General features: G+C 43.5%; 12 protein-coding genes. 4 read left to right on the top strand and 8 right to left on the bottom strand.

Going from position 1 to position 15,129, the window contains the following annotated elements; translation table 11 throughout:
* The first annotated feature begins 82 nt into the window (after window positions 1-82).
* On the top strand, window positions 83-1,495 hold the full coding sequence (locus FTV34_RS11545) for a short-chain fatty acid transporter (protein WP_180070249.1): 1,413 nt from the start codon (window positions 83-85) through the stop codon (window positions 1,493-1,495).
* A gap of 57 nt (window positions 1,496-1,552) precedes the next feature.
* Here FTV34_RS11545 and FTV34_RS11540 read toward each other — a convergent pair whose 3' ends face one another.
* The 4 genes from FTV34_RS11540 to FTV34_RS11525 all read right to left on the bottom strand — a co-directional run bounded on the left by FTV34_RS11540 (window position 1,553) and on the right by FTV34_RS11525 (window position 6,060).
* Entirely contained in the window at window positions 1,553-3,046 is a 1,494-nt protein-coding gene (locus FTV34_RS11540; protein WP_257226158.1) for an OmpA family protein, read from the bottom strand.
* A 193-nt stretch (window positions 3,047-3,239) separates the two neighbouring features.
* Window positions 3,240-4,478 (bottom strand): dihydroorotase, encoded by a 1,239-nt coding sequence (locus FTV34_RS11535; protein ID WP_180070245.1) that lies wholly within the window; start codon window positions 4,476-4,478, stop codon window positions 3,240-3,242.
* A 10-nt stretch (window positions 4,479-4,488) separates the two neighbouring features.
* Window positions 4,489-5,505 carry an aspartate carbamoyltransferase catalytic subunit gene (locus FTV34_RS11530; RefSeq protein ID WP_004782500.1) on the bottom strand — a complete coding sequence of 339 codons (1,017 nt, stop codon included), beginning with the start codon at window positions 5,503-5,505 and terminating at the stop codon, window positions 4,489-4,491.
* Window positions 5,506-5,727: 222 nt separating this feature from the next.
* Window positions 5,728-6,060, bottom strand: coding sequence for a hypothetical protein (locus FTV34_RS11525; RefSeq protein ID WP_034170006.1), 333 nt, complete (start codon window positions 6,058-6,060; stop codon window positions 5,728-5,730).
* A gap of 654 nt (window positions 6,061-6,714) precedes the next feature.
* On the opposite strand from FTV34_RS11525, the gene rlmKL reads away from it, so the two are divergent.
* Window positions 6,715-8,919 carry a bifunctional 23S rRNA (guanine(2069)-N(7))-methyltransferase RlmK/23S rRNA (guanine(2445)-N(2))-methyltransferase RlmL gene (gene rlmKL, locus FTV34_RS11520; RefSeq protein WP_166137265.1) on the top strand — a complete coding sequence of 735 codons (2,205 nt, stop codon included), beginning with the start codon at window positions 6,715-6,717 and terminating at the stop codon, window positions 8,917-8,919.
* Window positions 8,920-8,986: 67 nt separating this feature from the next.
* On the opposite strand, the gene clpB is transcribed toward rlmKL, so the two are convergent.
* From clpB to crp, 4 genes are all read right to left on the bottom strand, one after another.
* Window positions 8,987-11,566, bottom strand: a complete 2,580-nt coding sequence (clpB, locus tag FTV34_RS11515; protein ID WP_004782517.1) for an ATP-dependent chaperone ClpB — start codon at window positions 11,564-11,566, stop codon at window positions 8,987-8,989.
* A 253-nt stretch (window positions 11,567-11,819) separates the two neighbouring features.
* Window positions 11,820-12,185, bottom strand: a complete 366-nt coding sequence (locus tag FTV34_RS11510) for an antitoxin Xre/MbcA/ParS toxin-binding domain-containing protein (protein ID WP_180070243.1) — start codon at window positions 12,183-12,185, stop codon at window positions 11,820-11,822.
* 140 nt (window positions 12,186-12,325) lie between these two features.
* The gene (locus tag FTV34_RS11505; protein WP_180070241.1) at window positions 12,326-13,375 is read right to left on the bottom strand and encodes an NADP(H)-dependent aldo-keto reductase; all 1,050 of its coding nucleotides are present in this window, start codon (window positions 13,373-13,375) and stop codon (window positions 12,326-12,328) included.
* 193 nt (window positions 13,376-13,568) lie between these two features.
* Complete coding sequence (gene crp, locus FTV34_RS11500; protein WP_180070239.1) at window positions 13,569-14,276, bottom strand: cAMP-activated global transcriptional regulator CRP; 708 nt, start codon at window positions 14,274-14,276, stop codon at window positions 13,569-13,571.
* Between the two features lie 147 nt (window positions 14,277-14,423).
* Here crp and FTV34_RS11495 point away from each other — a divergent pair, with 147 nt between their 5' ends.
* Both FTV34_RS11495 and FTV34_RS11490 read left to right on the top strand, forming a co-directional pair.
* The gene (locus FTV34_RS11495) at window positions 14,424-14,846 is read left to right on the top strand and encodes an OsmC family protein (protein ID WP_004782528.1); all 423 of its coding nucleotides are present in this window, start codon (window positions 14,424-14,426) and stop codon (window positions 14,844-14,846) included.
* 131 nt (window positions 14,847-14,977) lie between these two features.
* Window positions 14,978-15,129, top strand: a 152-nt coding sequence (locus FTV34_RS11490; protein ID WP_141214591.1) for a DUF4372 domain-containing protein, incomplete at its 3' end; no start/stop codon positions are given.

The following is a 15,129-nucleotide window of genomic DNA, read 5'->3' as shown; positions in this document are numbered from 1 at the left end:
AAAATGAAAATTTTTAAGGGTTTCTTTTTGGCTGAAGAAAGCCGCTTCTTAATAACAAATGCAGAATAAATGGATTTTAATCATGCAAACTCAACAAAATATCTTGGAGCGCTTTGCCATGCGCGTCAGCGACTGGTCTGAAAAATGGTTTCCGGACTCTTATATTTTTGCCCTACTCGGTGTCATCATTGTGGCGATTGCCGCGATTGGCATTGGTGCGCCGGCACAAGACGTCGCGATTTCATTTGGTGACGGATTCTGGAGTCTGATTCCCTTTACCTTACAGATGTGCATGTTGATCGTGGTCGGTTATGTAGTTTCAGTTTCCAAACCGATGCAATTACTGATTCAGAAAATGGCGCGCATTCCTCATTCTGGACGTGGAGCCATCGTTCTCGTAGCTACTGTTAGTCTACTGATTTCCCTGATTAACTGGGCGATGAGTACGGTTCTAACCGCACTTCTGGTGATTGCGCTAGCGCAGCGTAAAGAACTGAATATGGATTACCGTGCGGCTGCCGCAGCAGCGATTATCGGGATGGGCGCAACCTGGGCACTGGGTATCAGCTCTTCAGCAGCGCAATTACAAGCCAACAAATCCAGTCTACCAGAACCACTTTATAATCTGACTGGTGTGATTCCATTTACTGAAACGATTTTCCTGCCGCAATCCATGATTATGACAGCAGTCTTGATCATCGCTTCGATTGCCATTGCCTACTGGTCTGCGCCCAAAGGCAATCATATTAAAACTATTGATCACTTCCCGATCCAGATTGAAGAAGAAAAGACTGAAACCGTGACCCATAAACGGCCGGGTGACTGGCTTGAAAACTCGCCAATCTTAAGTATTCTGATTGTGGTTCTGGGTCTGGTCTGGATGTTTAACGAGTTTTCCAAAAGTAACCCTATTCTGGCAATCTCCAGCTTAAACACCTATAACTTTATCTTTCTGATTTTGGGTGTAGCTTTACATGGTACACCACGTAATTTTCTCAATGCTGTGTCCAAAGCTGTGCCGGCCATTTCAGGGGTGCTGATCCAGTTTCCGCTTTATGGCAGCATCGCCTTTATGATGACCAATGCCCTGAATTCTGCTGACCTGTCCCTATCGCACTATATCGCCGAGTTCTTCGTTTCGATTGCCTCGCAGGAAACCTTTGCAGTGGTGATGGGAATTTATTCAGCGATTCTAGGCTTCTTCATTCCTTCTGGTGGAGGAAAATGGATTATTGAAGCGCCTTATGTGATGCAGGCTGCACATGACCTGAAAGTGCATCTGGGCTGGTCTGTCCAGATTTATAATGCAGCCGAAGCCTTGCCCAATCTGATCAATCCTTTCTTTATGCTCCCTATGCTGGGTATCTTAAAATTAAAAGCCAAAGATGTGATTGGTTTTACAGTGACCCAACTGGTCTTTCATCTTCCATTGGTACTGTTCTTACTCTGGTTCCTGGGAAGAACCCTGACTTATACCCCACCTGTCTTCTCTTAATTTATAACAAATAAAAAAGGACGAATCATTCGTCCTTTTTTATGATGAAAGAATTATTTAGCTGGCTTTCTTTTCAACTACGCCTTCATTATCTACAGTATGTACACGACCATCTTCGGTACTCATAACTTCAAAAGTTACACGACGATTTTGATACTGACCGTTCGAGGTTGCATTCGGTTGAGCAGGCTGATTCGCCGCCATACCTACAGGTTGTAATTGTGCCGGATTCACCCCTTTCTGTACCAGATAATTCACAATGGCTTGAGCACGTTTTAAAGATAGCTCCTGATTTTGAGTGCTGCTGCCTTCCGTATCAGTATGGCCTATTACGGTTAGACGTACATCTTTGGCATATTGCAATAAAGCTGCGGTCTGATCCAGCAAGCTTTTATTCACTTCAGGAATTTCTGTAGAACCTGTCGCAAAATGAATAAGTTGCAGGTTTAAGGCAGTTGCAACATCCAATGCCTCAATATTCTCCATCTGAAGTTCGTCTAAAGCTTTTTTAGCCTCGGTATTGGCTGTATTGATCGCCTCATCCATATCCACTGGTTTTTGGGTCACGACTTCTACATTTTTAGCCAGACCACGAATCTGACCTGCCAAACGCTGTGCATCTGCACTGTTTGCCGCCTGCACAGATACCTGATTACCTGCCCAAGTCAAAGTCACATTTGACATGCCTTGCAGTAATTTCAATACGGATGGAATTGTATCCTGATCAATAAATTCGGAATGGTAATTTTCATTCGCTACTGCACCACAGCCGATACTGTAGTTAAATATCTGTTTAATTTCATTTTGCAGAATCTGCATATATTTCGGATCATTCATCTGTACCTGACAGTTGACGATTTCACCCTGACTACCTGTGCTGATTTTTAGAATTGCAGGGTTTGTTGCAGCAGCTTCGCTTACCGCCTGAGCATTTCGTAATTCATCCGGATCATCATCACGCAGGCATCCACGGAAGAAGAATAAGATAATCGCCGCAATAATCACGAGGAGAATAAAAGGCCAGAACACCACTGCCTTTTTCTCTTCAGTCAGTACTGGTTCTGCTTCCGGTTCGGAAGCCAGACCCGGTGCGCGGTTCAGGTTTTGTCCCGCCAGCGGAGATACGCCTAAAGATGCCAGTATAGGACCAGCCCAGACTGGTAATGCCCGTTGAATCGAGTCTGCATGGGTATCTAGCAAATGCCCTACTGCTTCAGCAGTGGGTGCACCAGCCTCTGCCTGCAAGAAATTCATGGTTGGAACAATCGCCCGATTCAGGGTCTGTTCAATTTCATCTTGAGGTGCAGTTGAATCTAACTGAGCCAGGAATTGTTGTTTTAGGGTCGGATTATTATTAAATAATTCATCAATCTTGGGGTTAAGTTGCTGACCGAAACTTTCAATCCAGGCCGGTCTTGCACGAAGAATACTTAACAATACAGGATAGAATTGGGCTAAGGCCTGATCTTTGGCAAATAGATGTTCTGTTTCACCTTGCAGCACAATGGCGGTCACATCACTCTTTAAACGTTCAATTAAATCTGTATTCATCAAGATCACCATTATTCTGATTTATAATGTTTAATATTTAATCAGTGTAGCGACCCACCCTCTTTGGAATGTTAATAATTGTACTGATATCATAAAGTTTCACTGTTTATGTAAGGCTAACTTTTCTAGTATTTTAATTAAGATATAAGAAAGTCAGCCGAAGCTGACTTTTTGTAAACGCGAAATGTAAGTGTTATGCGGCAATAAAAGTTTGCAGCACTTTACCTTTCACTTTTTGATTGAGCAGTGGTGTATTTTTACCTTGAGAAACGATCGTTTCTTTGCTTAATGTCCACTCCTGTTCTGGATCAACCAGTACCCAGCCTGCTTCCGCTTTCCAACGCTCAAACATACTGGCGACTTTCGCAGGAGCAACTGTGACTTTCTCCACCCATTCCAACGGCGTAAAGAAGCCTTCATTCACTAGTTGGATACCGAACGGTACGTAGGTATCAAACGCGGTAAAGCCAGGCTGTGTTTCCGCAAAGGGTGCCATTTTGGCAGAGCTGCTCAGGGGTTCATGATGGGTACAGATCGCATCAATCACACCAGATTTCACACCTTGACGCAGTAATTCTTTGTCAGATTCAGAACGTAATGGTGGACGTACGTGTGCAAGAGAGTTAAAGCCATCAATCAGATGGTCAGTCAGATGCAATTGGTGCATTGCGACATCACAAGTTACTGGCAGACCTTTTTCTTTAGCAATACGGATCAGTTCTACTGATGCACCACAAGATAACAAACCGAAATGAGCGCGTACTTTAGTTGCTTCAATCATGAGCAGGTATTTGGCAATGGCCACAGTTTCCGCTAGCGATGGAATCATTGGCAAGCCCTGACGTGAAGCAATAAAGCCTTCATGCACACAACCATCTTTGGCAATTTGCGGCTCTTCTGCATAGAACACTACAGTCAGATCCAAACCCGCTGCATATTCAAGTGTACGTAATACCACATCATCATTGGCAAACGGCGCACTGGCATTAGAAACCGCAGTACAACCGCCTTTTTTTAAACCAGCCATATTGGCCGGTTGCTGACCTTGCAAACCTTGGGTTTGCGCACCGATCACCTGTAAATAAATACCGCCATCCAGCATGGCTTTTTCAACCAGACCATGAATCAGCGCACCATTATCCTGCACAATCGGTTTGGAATCTGGCGGGGTAAAGACATGCAGAATACCGTTTTCACGTGCAGCCTTACCTTCAGACTTTAAAGTTCCGTGTTGCTGCTGGCCCGGTTCTCGTAAACGTGCACACAGGTCCACCATGGTTGGCATCAGCCATTTGCCCTGTCCATCAATGGTTTCAGAGACGTGAGCAGTCTCTGCAACACGTTTACCATTTTCCAGATAAACCGTTTCGACTGAATCAGTGTTTTGGATTGGGTCAAGAACACGGACATTTTCAATTTTTACAATAGTCATGACTTATTCCTTATACCGCAATCGCTTCAATCAAACCCTGTTCCTGTAACTGACCCTGCATCGCAAGAGCCAGTACCGCCATACGTACTGCAATCCCGTTAGTAACCTGTTTCAGAATCACGGATTGCGGACCGTCTGCAATACTGGAATCAATTTCCACACCACGGTTCATTGGTCCTGGATGCATCACGATACAATCCGGCTTGGCCATGGCGAGACGTTCTTTATTCAGGCCATACATTTTGTAGAATTCAGCCTGAGAAGACAGCGCTGGCGAATCAATACGCTCGTTTTGAATACGCAAGGTAATGATCACATCACAGTCTTTGATGCCATCTTCCATATTATTGAACAGGCGTACATCTTCACTGTAGTCATCAAAACCGTATGGCAATAACGTATTCGGTGCAATCACGCGAATATCTTTGCAGCCTAAGGTTTGCAGTGCCGCCACATCTGAACGTGCTACACGCGAATGCTTGATATCGCCAATAATCGCAATCGACATATCTTCGAATTTTTTATTGGTTTCACGGCGAATGGTCAGCATATCCAGCATCGCTTGAGTTGGATGGGCATGACGGCCATCGCCTGCATTAATGATGGCGACATTTGGACAGACATCTTTGGCAATAAAGTGCGCTGCACCTGAAGATGAATGACGTACTACGAAAATATCTGCCGCCATAGCTTCAAGATTCCACAAGGTATCACGTAAAGTTTCACCTTTAGAGGTACTTGAACGGGCAATATCGATATTCAGCACGTTGGCAGACAGACGTTTGGCCGCTGCCTCAAAAGTAGTACGCGTTCGGGTAGAATTTTCAAAAAATAGGTTCATCACCGTTTTGCCTTCGAGCAAATTATTGGTGATTAGCTGATTTTGGTCATTAAAAAAGGACAACGCAGTGTCCAGTATTTTTGTAAGAGTTTCTTTAGAAAGACCTTCGATGGTCAGGAAATGTTTAAGATTACCTGCTTTGTTGAGTTGAATCTGGCTCGGTGTATGCAATGCCGCCAAGTGCATGAGAGATTCCTTATACGTTAAGTCAACGTATTATACAGAGATTAGCGAATCTTTATAGTTGATAAAGAGCTCGGTTGTACAAAAACCATCTCGGTAATAAGAATGGAAATTTAAATTCCCATGTATTTTTTCAATAAGATAATTTAACCTGTTTATCTATATGCTTGTTTTTCATTTAAACATGAGTGCTTCAGTCTGGAGCATCCACACCCAATCCCCCAATTAGCGCAATGCGCCAATATAATGATGTGAAACCTGTGCGCGATAGATATCTTCTTCACTTGGTTCCACAGAAATCAGTTCCTTTTCCGCCTGTTCTTCAGCCTGCAGTTCTGAAAATGACGATAAATCCAGAGTGGTTTTTAAACGATTGACCAGATGTAATAACTCAGGATCTTCAGTCTGCTCTGCCAGCCCAATCACATGCTTTGCATAGTGGATATTTTCTGCAAGATACATGGCATCAATTACTCGCCCAGTCACTCGTCTTAAACGTGCATAGATCAAGGTAGCGATTGAAAATGCCTCATTCCTGCGTAATTGAAGATCCAACATCTAAGCCCCTCCGAAATAATAATTAAGAATAAAGATGAAGCTGTAATGATTCCCCTCAGCATTACAGCTTCATTGATATTAGATAGAGCAATAGACGTACCAAAATTAATAAATAAGTTATGTAAGTTATAAATTGATATGAATGAAAATTGTTTTACCTCGAGCAATCGTAGATCAGTGTCTTTTTTGTTTTAGATTCACTCCTCGTCTGGCTAATCAATTCTTAGTCTCGATCACTTGACATGAGTGACCAAATTTTAGCTTTTACTTTTAGAGTAATGTTGATGCCATATGGTGCATATAAACGATCCGGCATCAGATCCATCACATCAATAACCCGATTATTTATTTTTTAAATCACACATACAACATGGCTGCAATTGAAGATCTAGATTGCGAATTAGTTTAATAATCATCACATACCCATCTGTAAAATAAAAAGATTTACTCAATAAATTTGCCTTACTGTCACTGTTTAGTTCTACATATCTCGTAAATTTTCAGTTTGCTTTTTAAGTCAACATTTAGCGCTTTTTAGGATGAGTAAAACTAGGCTGCATGTGCTCGAATTTAAAAAATTTCCAAAGCTTTAACAGGCAAAATACGCTAAACTGAGCGCAGTTTTTATTTATTCTTTTCCGGTCTCTCTATTTTATGAATACCTCTTCACGTTTAAGCAATTATTGGGTCACCTGTGCCGATGGTCTGGAAACCTTATTAGAAGAAGAAATCAAAGGTTTAGGTGTTCAGGATATTGAACGTTTCCCAGGTCGTCTGACCTTCAAAGGCACGCTTGAAAATGCTTACCGCATCTGTATGTGGTCTCGTCTGGCTTCTCGTGTCCTGATGCCAATTCACACGCATGAAATCGAATTCTCCCACGATGCGCGTGATGTTGCAGAAGAGCTTTATGAAGGTGCGATGAGCTTCGACTGGTCACTGATTTTTGCACCACAAAGCACCTTCGCAATTCGTCTGCACGTTGAACGTGATATTAAGGTCAACACCCAGTTTGCAACTCTACGTGCCAAAGATGGCGTCGTCGATTCCTTTATGGAAGCTGTGGGCAAGCGTCCAAGTATTGATACCAAACAGCCAGAAATCACCATGTATATTCTGGCCGGTAAAAAAGAACACACTTATTGTTTAGACTTATCTGGTGATTCCCTGCATAAACGTGGCTATCGCCGCTTTATGACTGAAGCACCAATCAAGGAAAATCTGGCGGCTGCGATCCTGCAAAAAGGCGGCCTTAAAGACATCAACCCGGATATTGTGGTTGATCCAATGTGTGGTTCAGGGACATTTATTATTGAATCACTGATGATTCTGACTGATCGTGCCCCGGGTCTGGTGCGTCGTTTCGGATTTAATGGCTGGAATGGTCATGATCATGAATTGTGGATGGGTATTAAAGCTGAAGCGGCTGAACGTCATAAAGCTGCGCTAGAAAACCCATTACCGAAATTCTATGCTTTTGATGCCGACTGGGAAGCAGTGAAAGCCACTAAACAGAACATTATTGCGGCAGGTTTTGAATCTGCGCTTGACCAGATCAAGATCGAAGAGCGTACTTTAAATGACTGGCCAGATTTCCAGGCGGAAGGCAAAAAAGTCTTCTTCGTCACCAACCCGCCGTACGGTGAGCGTCTGGGTGATAAGGCATCTAACCGTGCCTTGTATCTGGGTCTGTCTAATCTGCTACAAAAAAATTTCCCGAATCAGAAAGCGGCAGTCATTGCTGCTCAGGTGGAACAGGCCGATGTCTTGGCGTTCAATGACCCGCAAATTCTGCGTTTGATGAACGGTAAACTGCCGATCTATATCCGTTTCGGTACGGTAAAACCGGCAGCAGTCACACGTCCTTTCCTGGAAAGCTGGCAGCCGCAACAATTCGAGCCGATTGAAGGTGCGATGGAATTTGCTAACCGTCTGACCAAGAATATGCAAACCCTGAAAAAATGGGCGGTAAAAGAAAATATTCACTGCCTGCGTTTGTATGATGCCGACCTGCCGGACTTTAATGTAGCAGTTGATCTATACGGCGAACGTCTGCATGTTCAGGAATATGCACCTCCGAAGAAAATTGATCCAGAAAAAGCAAAAAAACGTTTTAACCTGGCTCTACAGGCAATTCGTGCCGTGACCGGTTTGGGCCGTGATGCGATCTTTATCAAGACGCGTGCCCGTCAGGAAGGTAAAAACCAGTACACCAAACAAAGTACAGCGTCTAAACGTTTTATCGTCCAGGAAGGCCAAGCCAAGATTCTGGTCAACCTGACCGACTATCTGGATACCGGTTTGTTCCTGGATCACCGTCAGATACGTTTGCGTATTGCCAAAGAAGCCAAAGGCAAGCACTTCCTGAATCTGTACAGCTATACCTCTACCGCGAGCTTACATGCAGCTTTAGGCGGTGCAGCGAGTACCACCAGTGTCGATTTGTCTAATACTTATTTGAACTGGTCAAAAGAGAACTTTGTTCTAAACGGCCTGACTGTAGACCATGCCGATCAACAACATCAATTCTTTGCATCTGACTGTTTTGAATGGCTGAAAGAAGGTCATGAACAATATGACCTGATCTTTATCGATCCACCGACATTCTCTAACTCGAAAAAATTCTACGGGACTTTCGACGTTCAGCGTGACCACGTCTCTTTATTGAAACGTGCCATGAACCGTTTAACCACTGACGGTACGTTGTATTTCTCGAACAACTACCGTGGTTTCGAAATGGATGAAATGATTGAAGGTTTATATGACGTGGAAGAAATCACGCATGAAACCATTGGTCCAGACTTCAAGCGTAACCAGAAAATTCACCGTGCCTGGAAAATTACTCATCCAAAAATGTAAGGTGTGAATATAAGATAAAGAAAAACCCAGCCTAGGCTGGGTTTTTTTGTTGCGAGGAGAACTTCTATTAGCTGAGTTTCATTTTTTCAAAGACCAGCTCGCCACTTTCACCACGAACGACGATGGTATCACCAGGGCCAAACTCACCTGCCAGGATGCTTTGTGCCAAGCCATTTTCAATACGTTGCTGGATCGCACGTTTTAATGGACGCGCACCATACAACGGATCGAAACCAGCTTCGATTAACTGATCGAAAGCACTGTCATCCACAGACAGACGCATATCGCGTTCTGCCAGACGTTGACGCAAGCGGTTCAACTGGATATCGGCAATACCACGGATCTGGTCTTTTTCCAGCGCATGGAACACCACCAGCTCATCAATACGGTTGATAAATTCTGGACGGAAATGTTCCGATACCGCATTCATCACCACTGTACGGACTTCTTCACGAGTTGCTTTATCGCCCAGTTCACGGACATCCTGTGAACCTAGGTTCGAAGTCATCACAATCACCGTATTTTTAAAGTCCACCACACGGCCTTGCGAGTCTGTTAAACGACCATCGTCTAGCACTTGCAGCAGAATGTTGAACACATCCGGATGCGCTTTTTCGACCTCATCGAATAACACCACGCTATATGGTTTACGGCGCACCGCTTCAGTCAGTACACCACCTTCTTCATAACCGACATAGCCCGGAGGTGCACCGACCAAGCGGCTCACCGAATGTTTTTCCATAAATTCGGACATGTCGATTCGGATCATGGCATCGTCACTGTCGAACAGGAAGTTCGCCAAAGCTTTAGTCAATTCTGTTTTACCCACACCTGTTGGGCCTAAGAACAGGAATGAACCACTTGGACGGTTAGGATCGGACAAGCCAGCACGTGAACGGCGCACAGCATTAGATACAGCCACTACGGCTTCTTCCTGACCAACAACACGGTTATGCAGGAATTCTTCCATATGCAGAAGTTTATCACGCTCACCTTGCAGCATTTTCGCCACAGGAATACCGGTCGCAGCACTGACTACTTCAGCGATCTCATTGTCAGTGACTTTGTCACGTAGCAATTTTGGTGCTTCGCTTTCTTCAGCCGCTTCAATGCGTTCCAGCTGTTTTTGCAGCTCTGGAATTACACCATACTGATAACGTGCTGCTTCAGCCAGATCACCTTCTCGCTGGGCTTTTTCTAAGGCAATACGAGCTTGATCCAGTTTCACCTGAATGTCTTTATTGCCTGCTACCAGCGCTTTATCGGCACGCCAGATTTCTTCCAGCTCGCTGTACTCTTTCTCTACAGTGGCAATCTGCTCTTCCAGGTGTTTCACTTCGCCCTGCGCACCAGAGTCTGCATCTTTTTTCACCGCTTCAAGCTGCATTTTCAACTGGATCAGACGGCGTTCGAGTTTATCCAGTGCTTCAGGTTTAGAATCCAGCTCCATTTTGATACGAGATGCTGCTTCATCAATCAGGTCAATGGCTTTATCCGGCAATTGACGATCTGTGATGTAACGGTGTGACATTTTCGCCGCAGCAATGATTGCAGAATCCAGAATCTGCACACCGTGGTGAGTTGCATAACGATCTTTCAGACCACGCAGAATCGCAATGGTATCTTCCACGCTTGGTTCATCCACCAGCACTTTCTGGAAACGACGCTCTAAAGCTGCATCTTTTTCAATGTACTGACGATATTCATCCAAAGTTGTTGCACCGACACAGCGTAGTTCACCGCGCGCTAATGCAGGTTTCAGCATGTTACCCGCATCCATGGCGCCATCGCCTTTACCGGCACCGACCAATGTATGCAGCTCGTCAATGAACAGGATGATTTCGCCTTCATGTTTAGCCAGATCTTTCAGAACGGCTTTCAGACGTTCTTCGAACTCACCACGGTATTTAGCCCCTGCCAACAGAGAACCTAAGTCTAGAGACAATACACGTTTGCCTTTCAGTCCTTCTGGAACTTCACCATTGACAATACGTTGTGCCAGACCTTCGACAATCGCAGTTTTACCGACACCCGGTTCACCGATCAGTACCGGGTTATTTTTGGTACGGCGTGACAGCACCTGGATCGTACGACGGATTTCATCATCACGACCAATCACCGGGTCAAGTTTGCCAGCCATGGCACGTTCAGTTAAATCAATCGTATATTTATTCAGTGAGTCCCGTTGATCTTCATGATTATTGCTCATGACTTTTTCATCACCTCGAATTTGATTAATGACCTGTCGTAAAGTTTCAGTTTTTACGCCAACACTATTTAATAAGGTTTTGGTGGCACCCGTTTCTGCAAGTGCCAGTAATACCCAGTCAGTGGACAGGAACTCATCTCCTGCTTTTTGTGCATAACTGTCCGCTAGATGCAGGGCTTTGGCTGCTTCCTGACTGATATTGATATCGGCAGAGGGATTACCGAGCGTAGCTACATTGTTCAGCGCAGTTTGTACTTTGCTTTGCAGGTCACGCAGGTTCGCTCCTGCCTGTTGCAGCAAGCTCACATTCGATGCTTCTTCCATCAAGGTGGACAAGATGTGAATCCCTTCAATGGCAGCATGATCCTTGCTCATTGCCAGAGATTGCGCATCGGAAAGGGTTTGCTGTAAGCGATTGGTAAATTTCTCAAAACGCATTCTTGTTATTCCTCACAACAAATTTTCTACTTGATGGATATATGGGTGCTGGAAATAAAATTTCAAATAATTTTTTATATATTTTTCAAAAATTTAATTAAATAAAAGACAGAGTTATCAGTATTAATATTGGTATTCAATGAAAATATTTCAAGTGAGCGAAAGTAGAATTTTTAAGGTGAAGATCAATAATGAATATTTGATTTAATTGACTCTGCTATTTTTCGGATGGGTAGAAAATAGAGAAAGACCTTTAGTGCGGTTGCAAGCGTCCTAGTAATCGCAATACTGCACTCAAACCATATTCTGTTTGCATCAAGGATCTTGGTATTTGCTGATCCAAAAGCTTGTTAGGTGAATTGATAAACTGGCGCATCCAGCTCAAATCCCCACCATTCAGGCTAAATAATGCCTGATAGATATTGATTAAAGTTATTGCTCTTTTACCTGCGGTAGTATCTGGTTCTAATTCTTTTTGATTTATGATTGACGATAATTCTGCTTCAGATAGATCCAGAACTAATGCAAGTTCGGATTCTTGCAATTGCAACTGTTCAGCTAAGTTGAATATAGCTTTGGCTAATACTTGGGATTTAGAAATATCCGTTTCATTATTCATTTTTATTAAATCCTATTGATGAATCTTGTTTTGATTATGCTGCCTTTATCCTTTTCTTGCTATGTTGTTTATCATCAAATTTACTCATCAAATTAAAAGCACCCTCGCTTAGAGGGTGTTTTAGAATGGTAATATCGTGATTATGGTGCCGGATTGGGCTGCTGACGGTGAATGGTTTCAATGCCCTGCAAGACTTCTTCAGAAAGATTCACGTCAAACGCCTGAATGTTTTCCTTGAGCTGATCCAAGTTGGTCGCACCAATAATAGTACTGGTCACGAAGAACTGCTGTTTAATGAAAGCCAGTGACAACTGGGTTAAGGTCAGGCCATGCTGCTCAGCCAGTTGTGCATACTGCTCGACGGCCCACTCGCTTTCCGGATTGCTATAACGGCTAAAACGTGAAAATAAAGTCACACGTGCATTGGCTGGACGTGCACCATTGCGGAATTTACCAGTCAGATAACCGAATGCCAGTGGAGAATAAGCCAGCAAACCTACACCTTCGTATTTGGCAATTTCCGACATACCAATTTCATAAGTCCGATTCAGCAAGCTATACGGATTTTGCACGCTAACAAATTTAGAAAGTCCCAATTTCTCTGCCAGATGCAGGAACTTCATGGTGCCCCAAGGTGTTTCATTGGACAGGCCAATATAACGGATACGACCTTTCTTAATTTCGTCATGCAAAGCAGTCAAGGTTTCTTCCAGATTCGTTACTGCACGATCATCTGCAGCTTCTGCATTGCCATAGCCAAGCTTACCAAAGAAATTGGTTGCGCGCTGAGGCCAGTGCAATTGGTACAGGTCGATATAATCAGTTTGCAAACGTGACAATGAATTATCAATTGCTGATGCAATCTCATCTGCCACAAACCGGGTCTGACCATCACGGATATGGCTCCCACCTTGTGACGGACCCGCAATTTTCGAAGCTAAAAACAGTTTGTCACGACCACCCCGTGAAGCAATCCAGTTACCAATGATGCGTTCAGTTGCACCTTGGGTTTCCGGCTTGGGTGGCACTGGATACATTTCTGCGGTATCCCAGAAATATAAACCTTGCTCCAAGGCATAGTCTAATTGCTCAAAAGCCTCTTCCTGAGTATTCTGCTCACCAAAAGTCATGGTGCCCAAACAGATTTCTGGCACTAAGATTCCCGTATCCGCCAATGGTCTGAATTGCATAAAAATGTCCTTTAAGTTTATCTGTTATTTATCAAGAGCAAGTGTGCTATAGCCTATCGGAATTATAAGACGGACTTAAATCATCTTTTCTAACAAGCTTGTGCCAATTTGTTATGTTCTGAATCAGGCTGAAATTTTTAAACAGGAATAAAAAAAGCAAACCCGAAGATTTGCTTTTTATCACGCTTTTGACTTATTCGTCTTCGAACTCGCCAGCACCTACCACTTCAGGTTCTTCCAGCGATGCATCAAAAATCAGAATCGCCTTACCATCGGTCTCAATCATGCCCTGTTCTTCTAGAGTTTTTAGAACACGGCCGACCATTTCACGTGAACAGCCTACAATACGGCCAATTTCCTGACGGGTAATACGGATTTGACGGCCATTTGGCAAGATCATCGCTTCTGGCTGAGATGACAAGTCAATCAGACAACGTGCGATACGACCAGATACATCAATAAATGCCAGGTCAGTCACTTTACGTGTGGTATTTTTCAGACGGCGAACCAGCTGAGCAAAAACTGCATAGCTTAGATCTGGATATTGTTTGCTAATTTCATGAAAGTTTTCATAGGTAATTTCAGCAATTTCACAGACATCACGAGTACGCACTTCTGCAGTACGCTGTGGATTTGCTTCGAAAAGACCCATTTCCCCAAAGAAGTCTCCCGCATTTAAATAAGCTACCACAATCTCACGTTCATCATCTTCACGAAGAATGATAGACACAGACCCCTTCAGAATTAAATACAGCGATTTAGATTCTGATCCTGCATCCACGATCGTGGTACGTTTTGGATAGCGATTGATATATGCACGTTTTAATAACGCCTTCACTGATTCAGGTAGTTGCCCCGGCGAAAGTGCGTCTGTGCTTAATTGTGAAAAGTTTGAAGTCATGCTTACAGTTCCGAATATGGATAATTTATAGATCGCACAAGACCTAATGTGAACTTGTCACACAGTGGGATTGAAATTCCTTATCAACCCAATTTATGTTAGTGTACAGTTACTTCGTAAATTTATAGCTTTTTTTAGGTAGTTGCAATGCAAACGAGTGTTCATTGGCTAGAGAATGTTGCTTTTGAAGCAAAAACTCAAAGTGGTCACAGTATCATCATGGATGGTTCACCTGAATATGGCGGTGAAAACCGTGGTCCTCGCCCAATGGAACTGATTTTAACCGGTCTGGGCGGTTGTGCTTCTTTTGACATTGTGACAATTTTAAAGAAAGCACGTCAGGAGATTACTGATGTTCGCTGTGAATTAAAAGCAGAACGTGCCGATACAATTCCTGCGGTATTTACCAAAATCCATCTACACTTTGTGGTCAGCGGTAAAGGCATCAAAGAGAAACAGGTCGCTAAAGCCGTAGAACTTTCTGCTGAGAAATACTGTTCTGCCAGTAAAATGCTATCTGACGGTGGGGTCGAAATTACTCACGATTTTGAAATTGTAGAAGTGGAATAATCCGCTAATTTCAATAAAAAAGCAGTCTTCGTGGCACTGCTGTCCCATAGTTTGCTTTAAATAAAAAAACCTGAGTCCTAACAGTTAAAATATGAGTGCAAACAAACACTTTAACGACCAGGATTCAGGTTTTGTCACATCAGAATACCGTATTTCATGAGCTAATTAAACCTGTTGTGCGACAGGATTTTGAACAACTTGCTAAAGTGCACCATGTTGGACAGAAATTTAGAGCGGCTTCCCGGTGGGATCAGTTTATTGCCATATTGATGTCTCAATTCTC

Source organism: Acinetobacter sp. YH16038 (assembly GCF_013417275.1).
Taxonomy (GTDB): domain Bacteria; phylum Pseudomonadota; class Gammaproteobacteria; order Pseudomonadales; family Moraxellaceae; genus Acinetobacter.
The sequence above is the reverse complement of the archived record's forward strand: the minus strand, read 5'-3'. Positions and strand labels throughout refer to the sequence as shown.

What these genes read in the sequence shown, in the direction of transcription:
- FTV34_RS11545 (WP_180070249.1), top strand. Translation starts at nt 83, where the DNA reads ATGCAAACTCAACAAAATATCTTGGAGCGCTTTGCCATGCGCGTCAGC.
- FTV34_RS11540 (WP_257226158.1), bottom strand. Translation starts at nt 3,046, where the DNA reads ATGAATACAGATTTAATTGAACGTTTAAAGAGTGATGTGACCGCCATT.
- FTV34_RS11535 (WP_180070245.1), bottom strand. Translation starts at nt 4,478, where the DNA reads ATGACTATTGTAAAAATTGAAAATGTCCGTGTTCTTGACCCAATCCAA.
- FTV34_RS11530 (WP_004782500.1), bottom strand. Translation starts at nt 5,505, where the DNA reads ATGCACTTGGCGGCATTGCATACACCGAGCCAGATTCAACTCAACAAA.
- FTV34_RS11525 (WP_034170006.1), bottom strand. Translation starts at nt 6,060, where the DNA reads ATGTTGGATCTTCAATTACGCAGGAATGAGGCATTTTCAATCGCTACC.
- rlmKL (WP_166137265.1), top strand. Translation starts at nt 6,715, where the DNA reads ATGAATACCTCTTCACGTTTAAGCAATTATTGGGTCACCTGTGCCGAT.
- clpB (WP_004782517.1), bottom strand. Translation starts at nt 11,566, where the DNA reads ATGCGTTTTGAGAAATTTACCAATCGCTTACAGCAAACCCTTTCCGAT.
- FTV34_RS11510 (WP_180070243.1), bottom strand. Translation starts at nt 12,185, where the DNA reads ATGAATAATGAAACGGATATTTCTAAATCCCAAGTATTAGCCAAAGCT.
- FTV34_RS11505 (WP_180070241.1), bottom strand. Translation starts at nt 13,375, where the DNA reads ATGCAATTCAGACCATTGGCGGATACGGGAATCTTAGTGCCAGAAATC.
- crp (WP_180070239.1), bottom strand. Translation starts at nt 14,276, where the DNA reads ATGACTTCAAACTTTTCACAATTAAGCACAGACGCACTTTCGCCGGGG.
- FTV34_RS11495 (WP_004782528.1), top strand. Translation starts at nt 14,424, where the DNA reads ATGCAAACGAGTGTTCATTGGCTAGAGAATGTTGCTTTTGAAGCAAAA.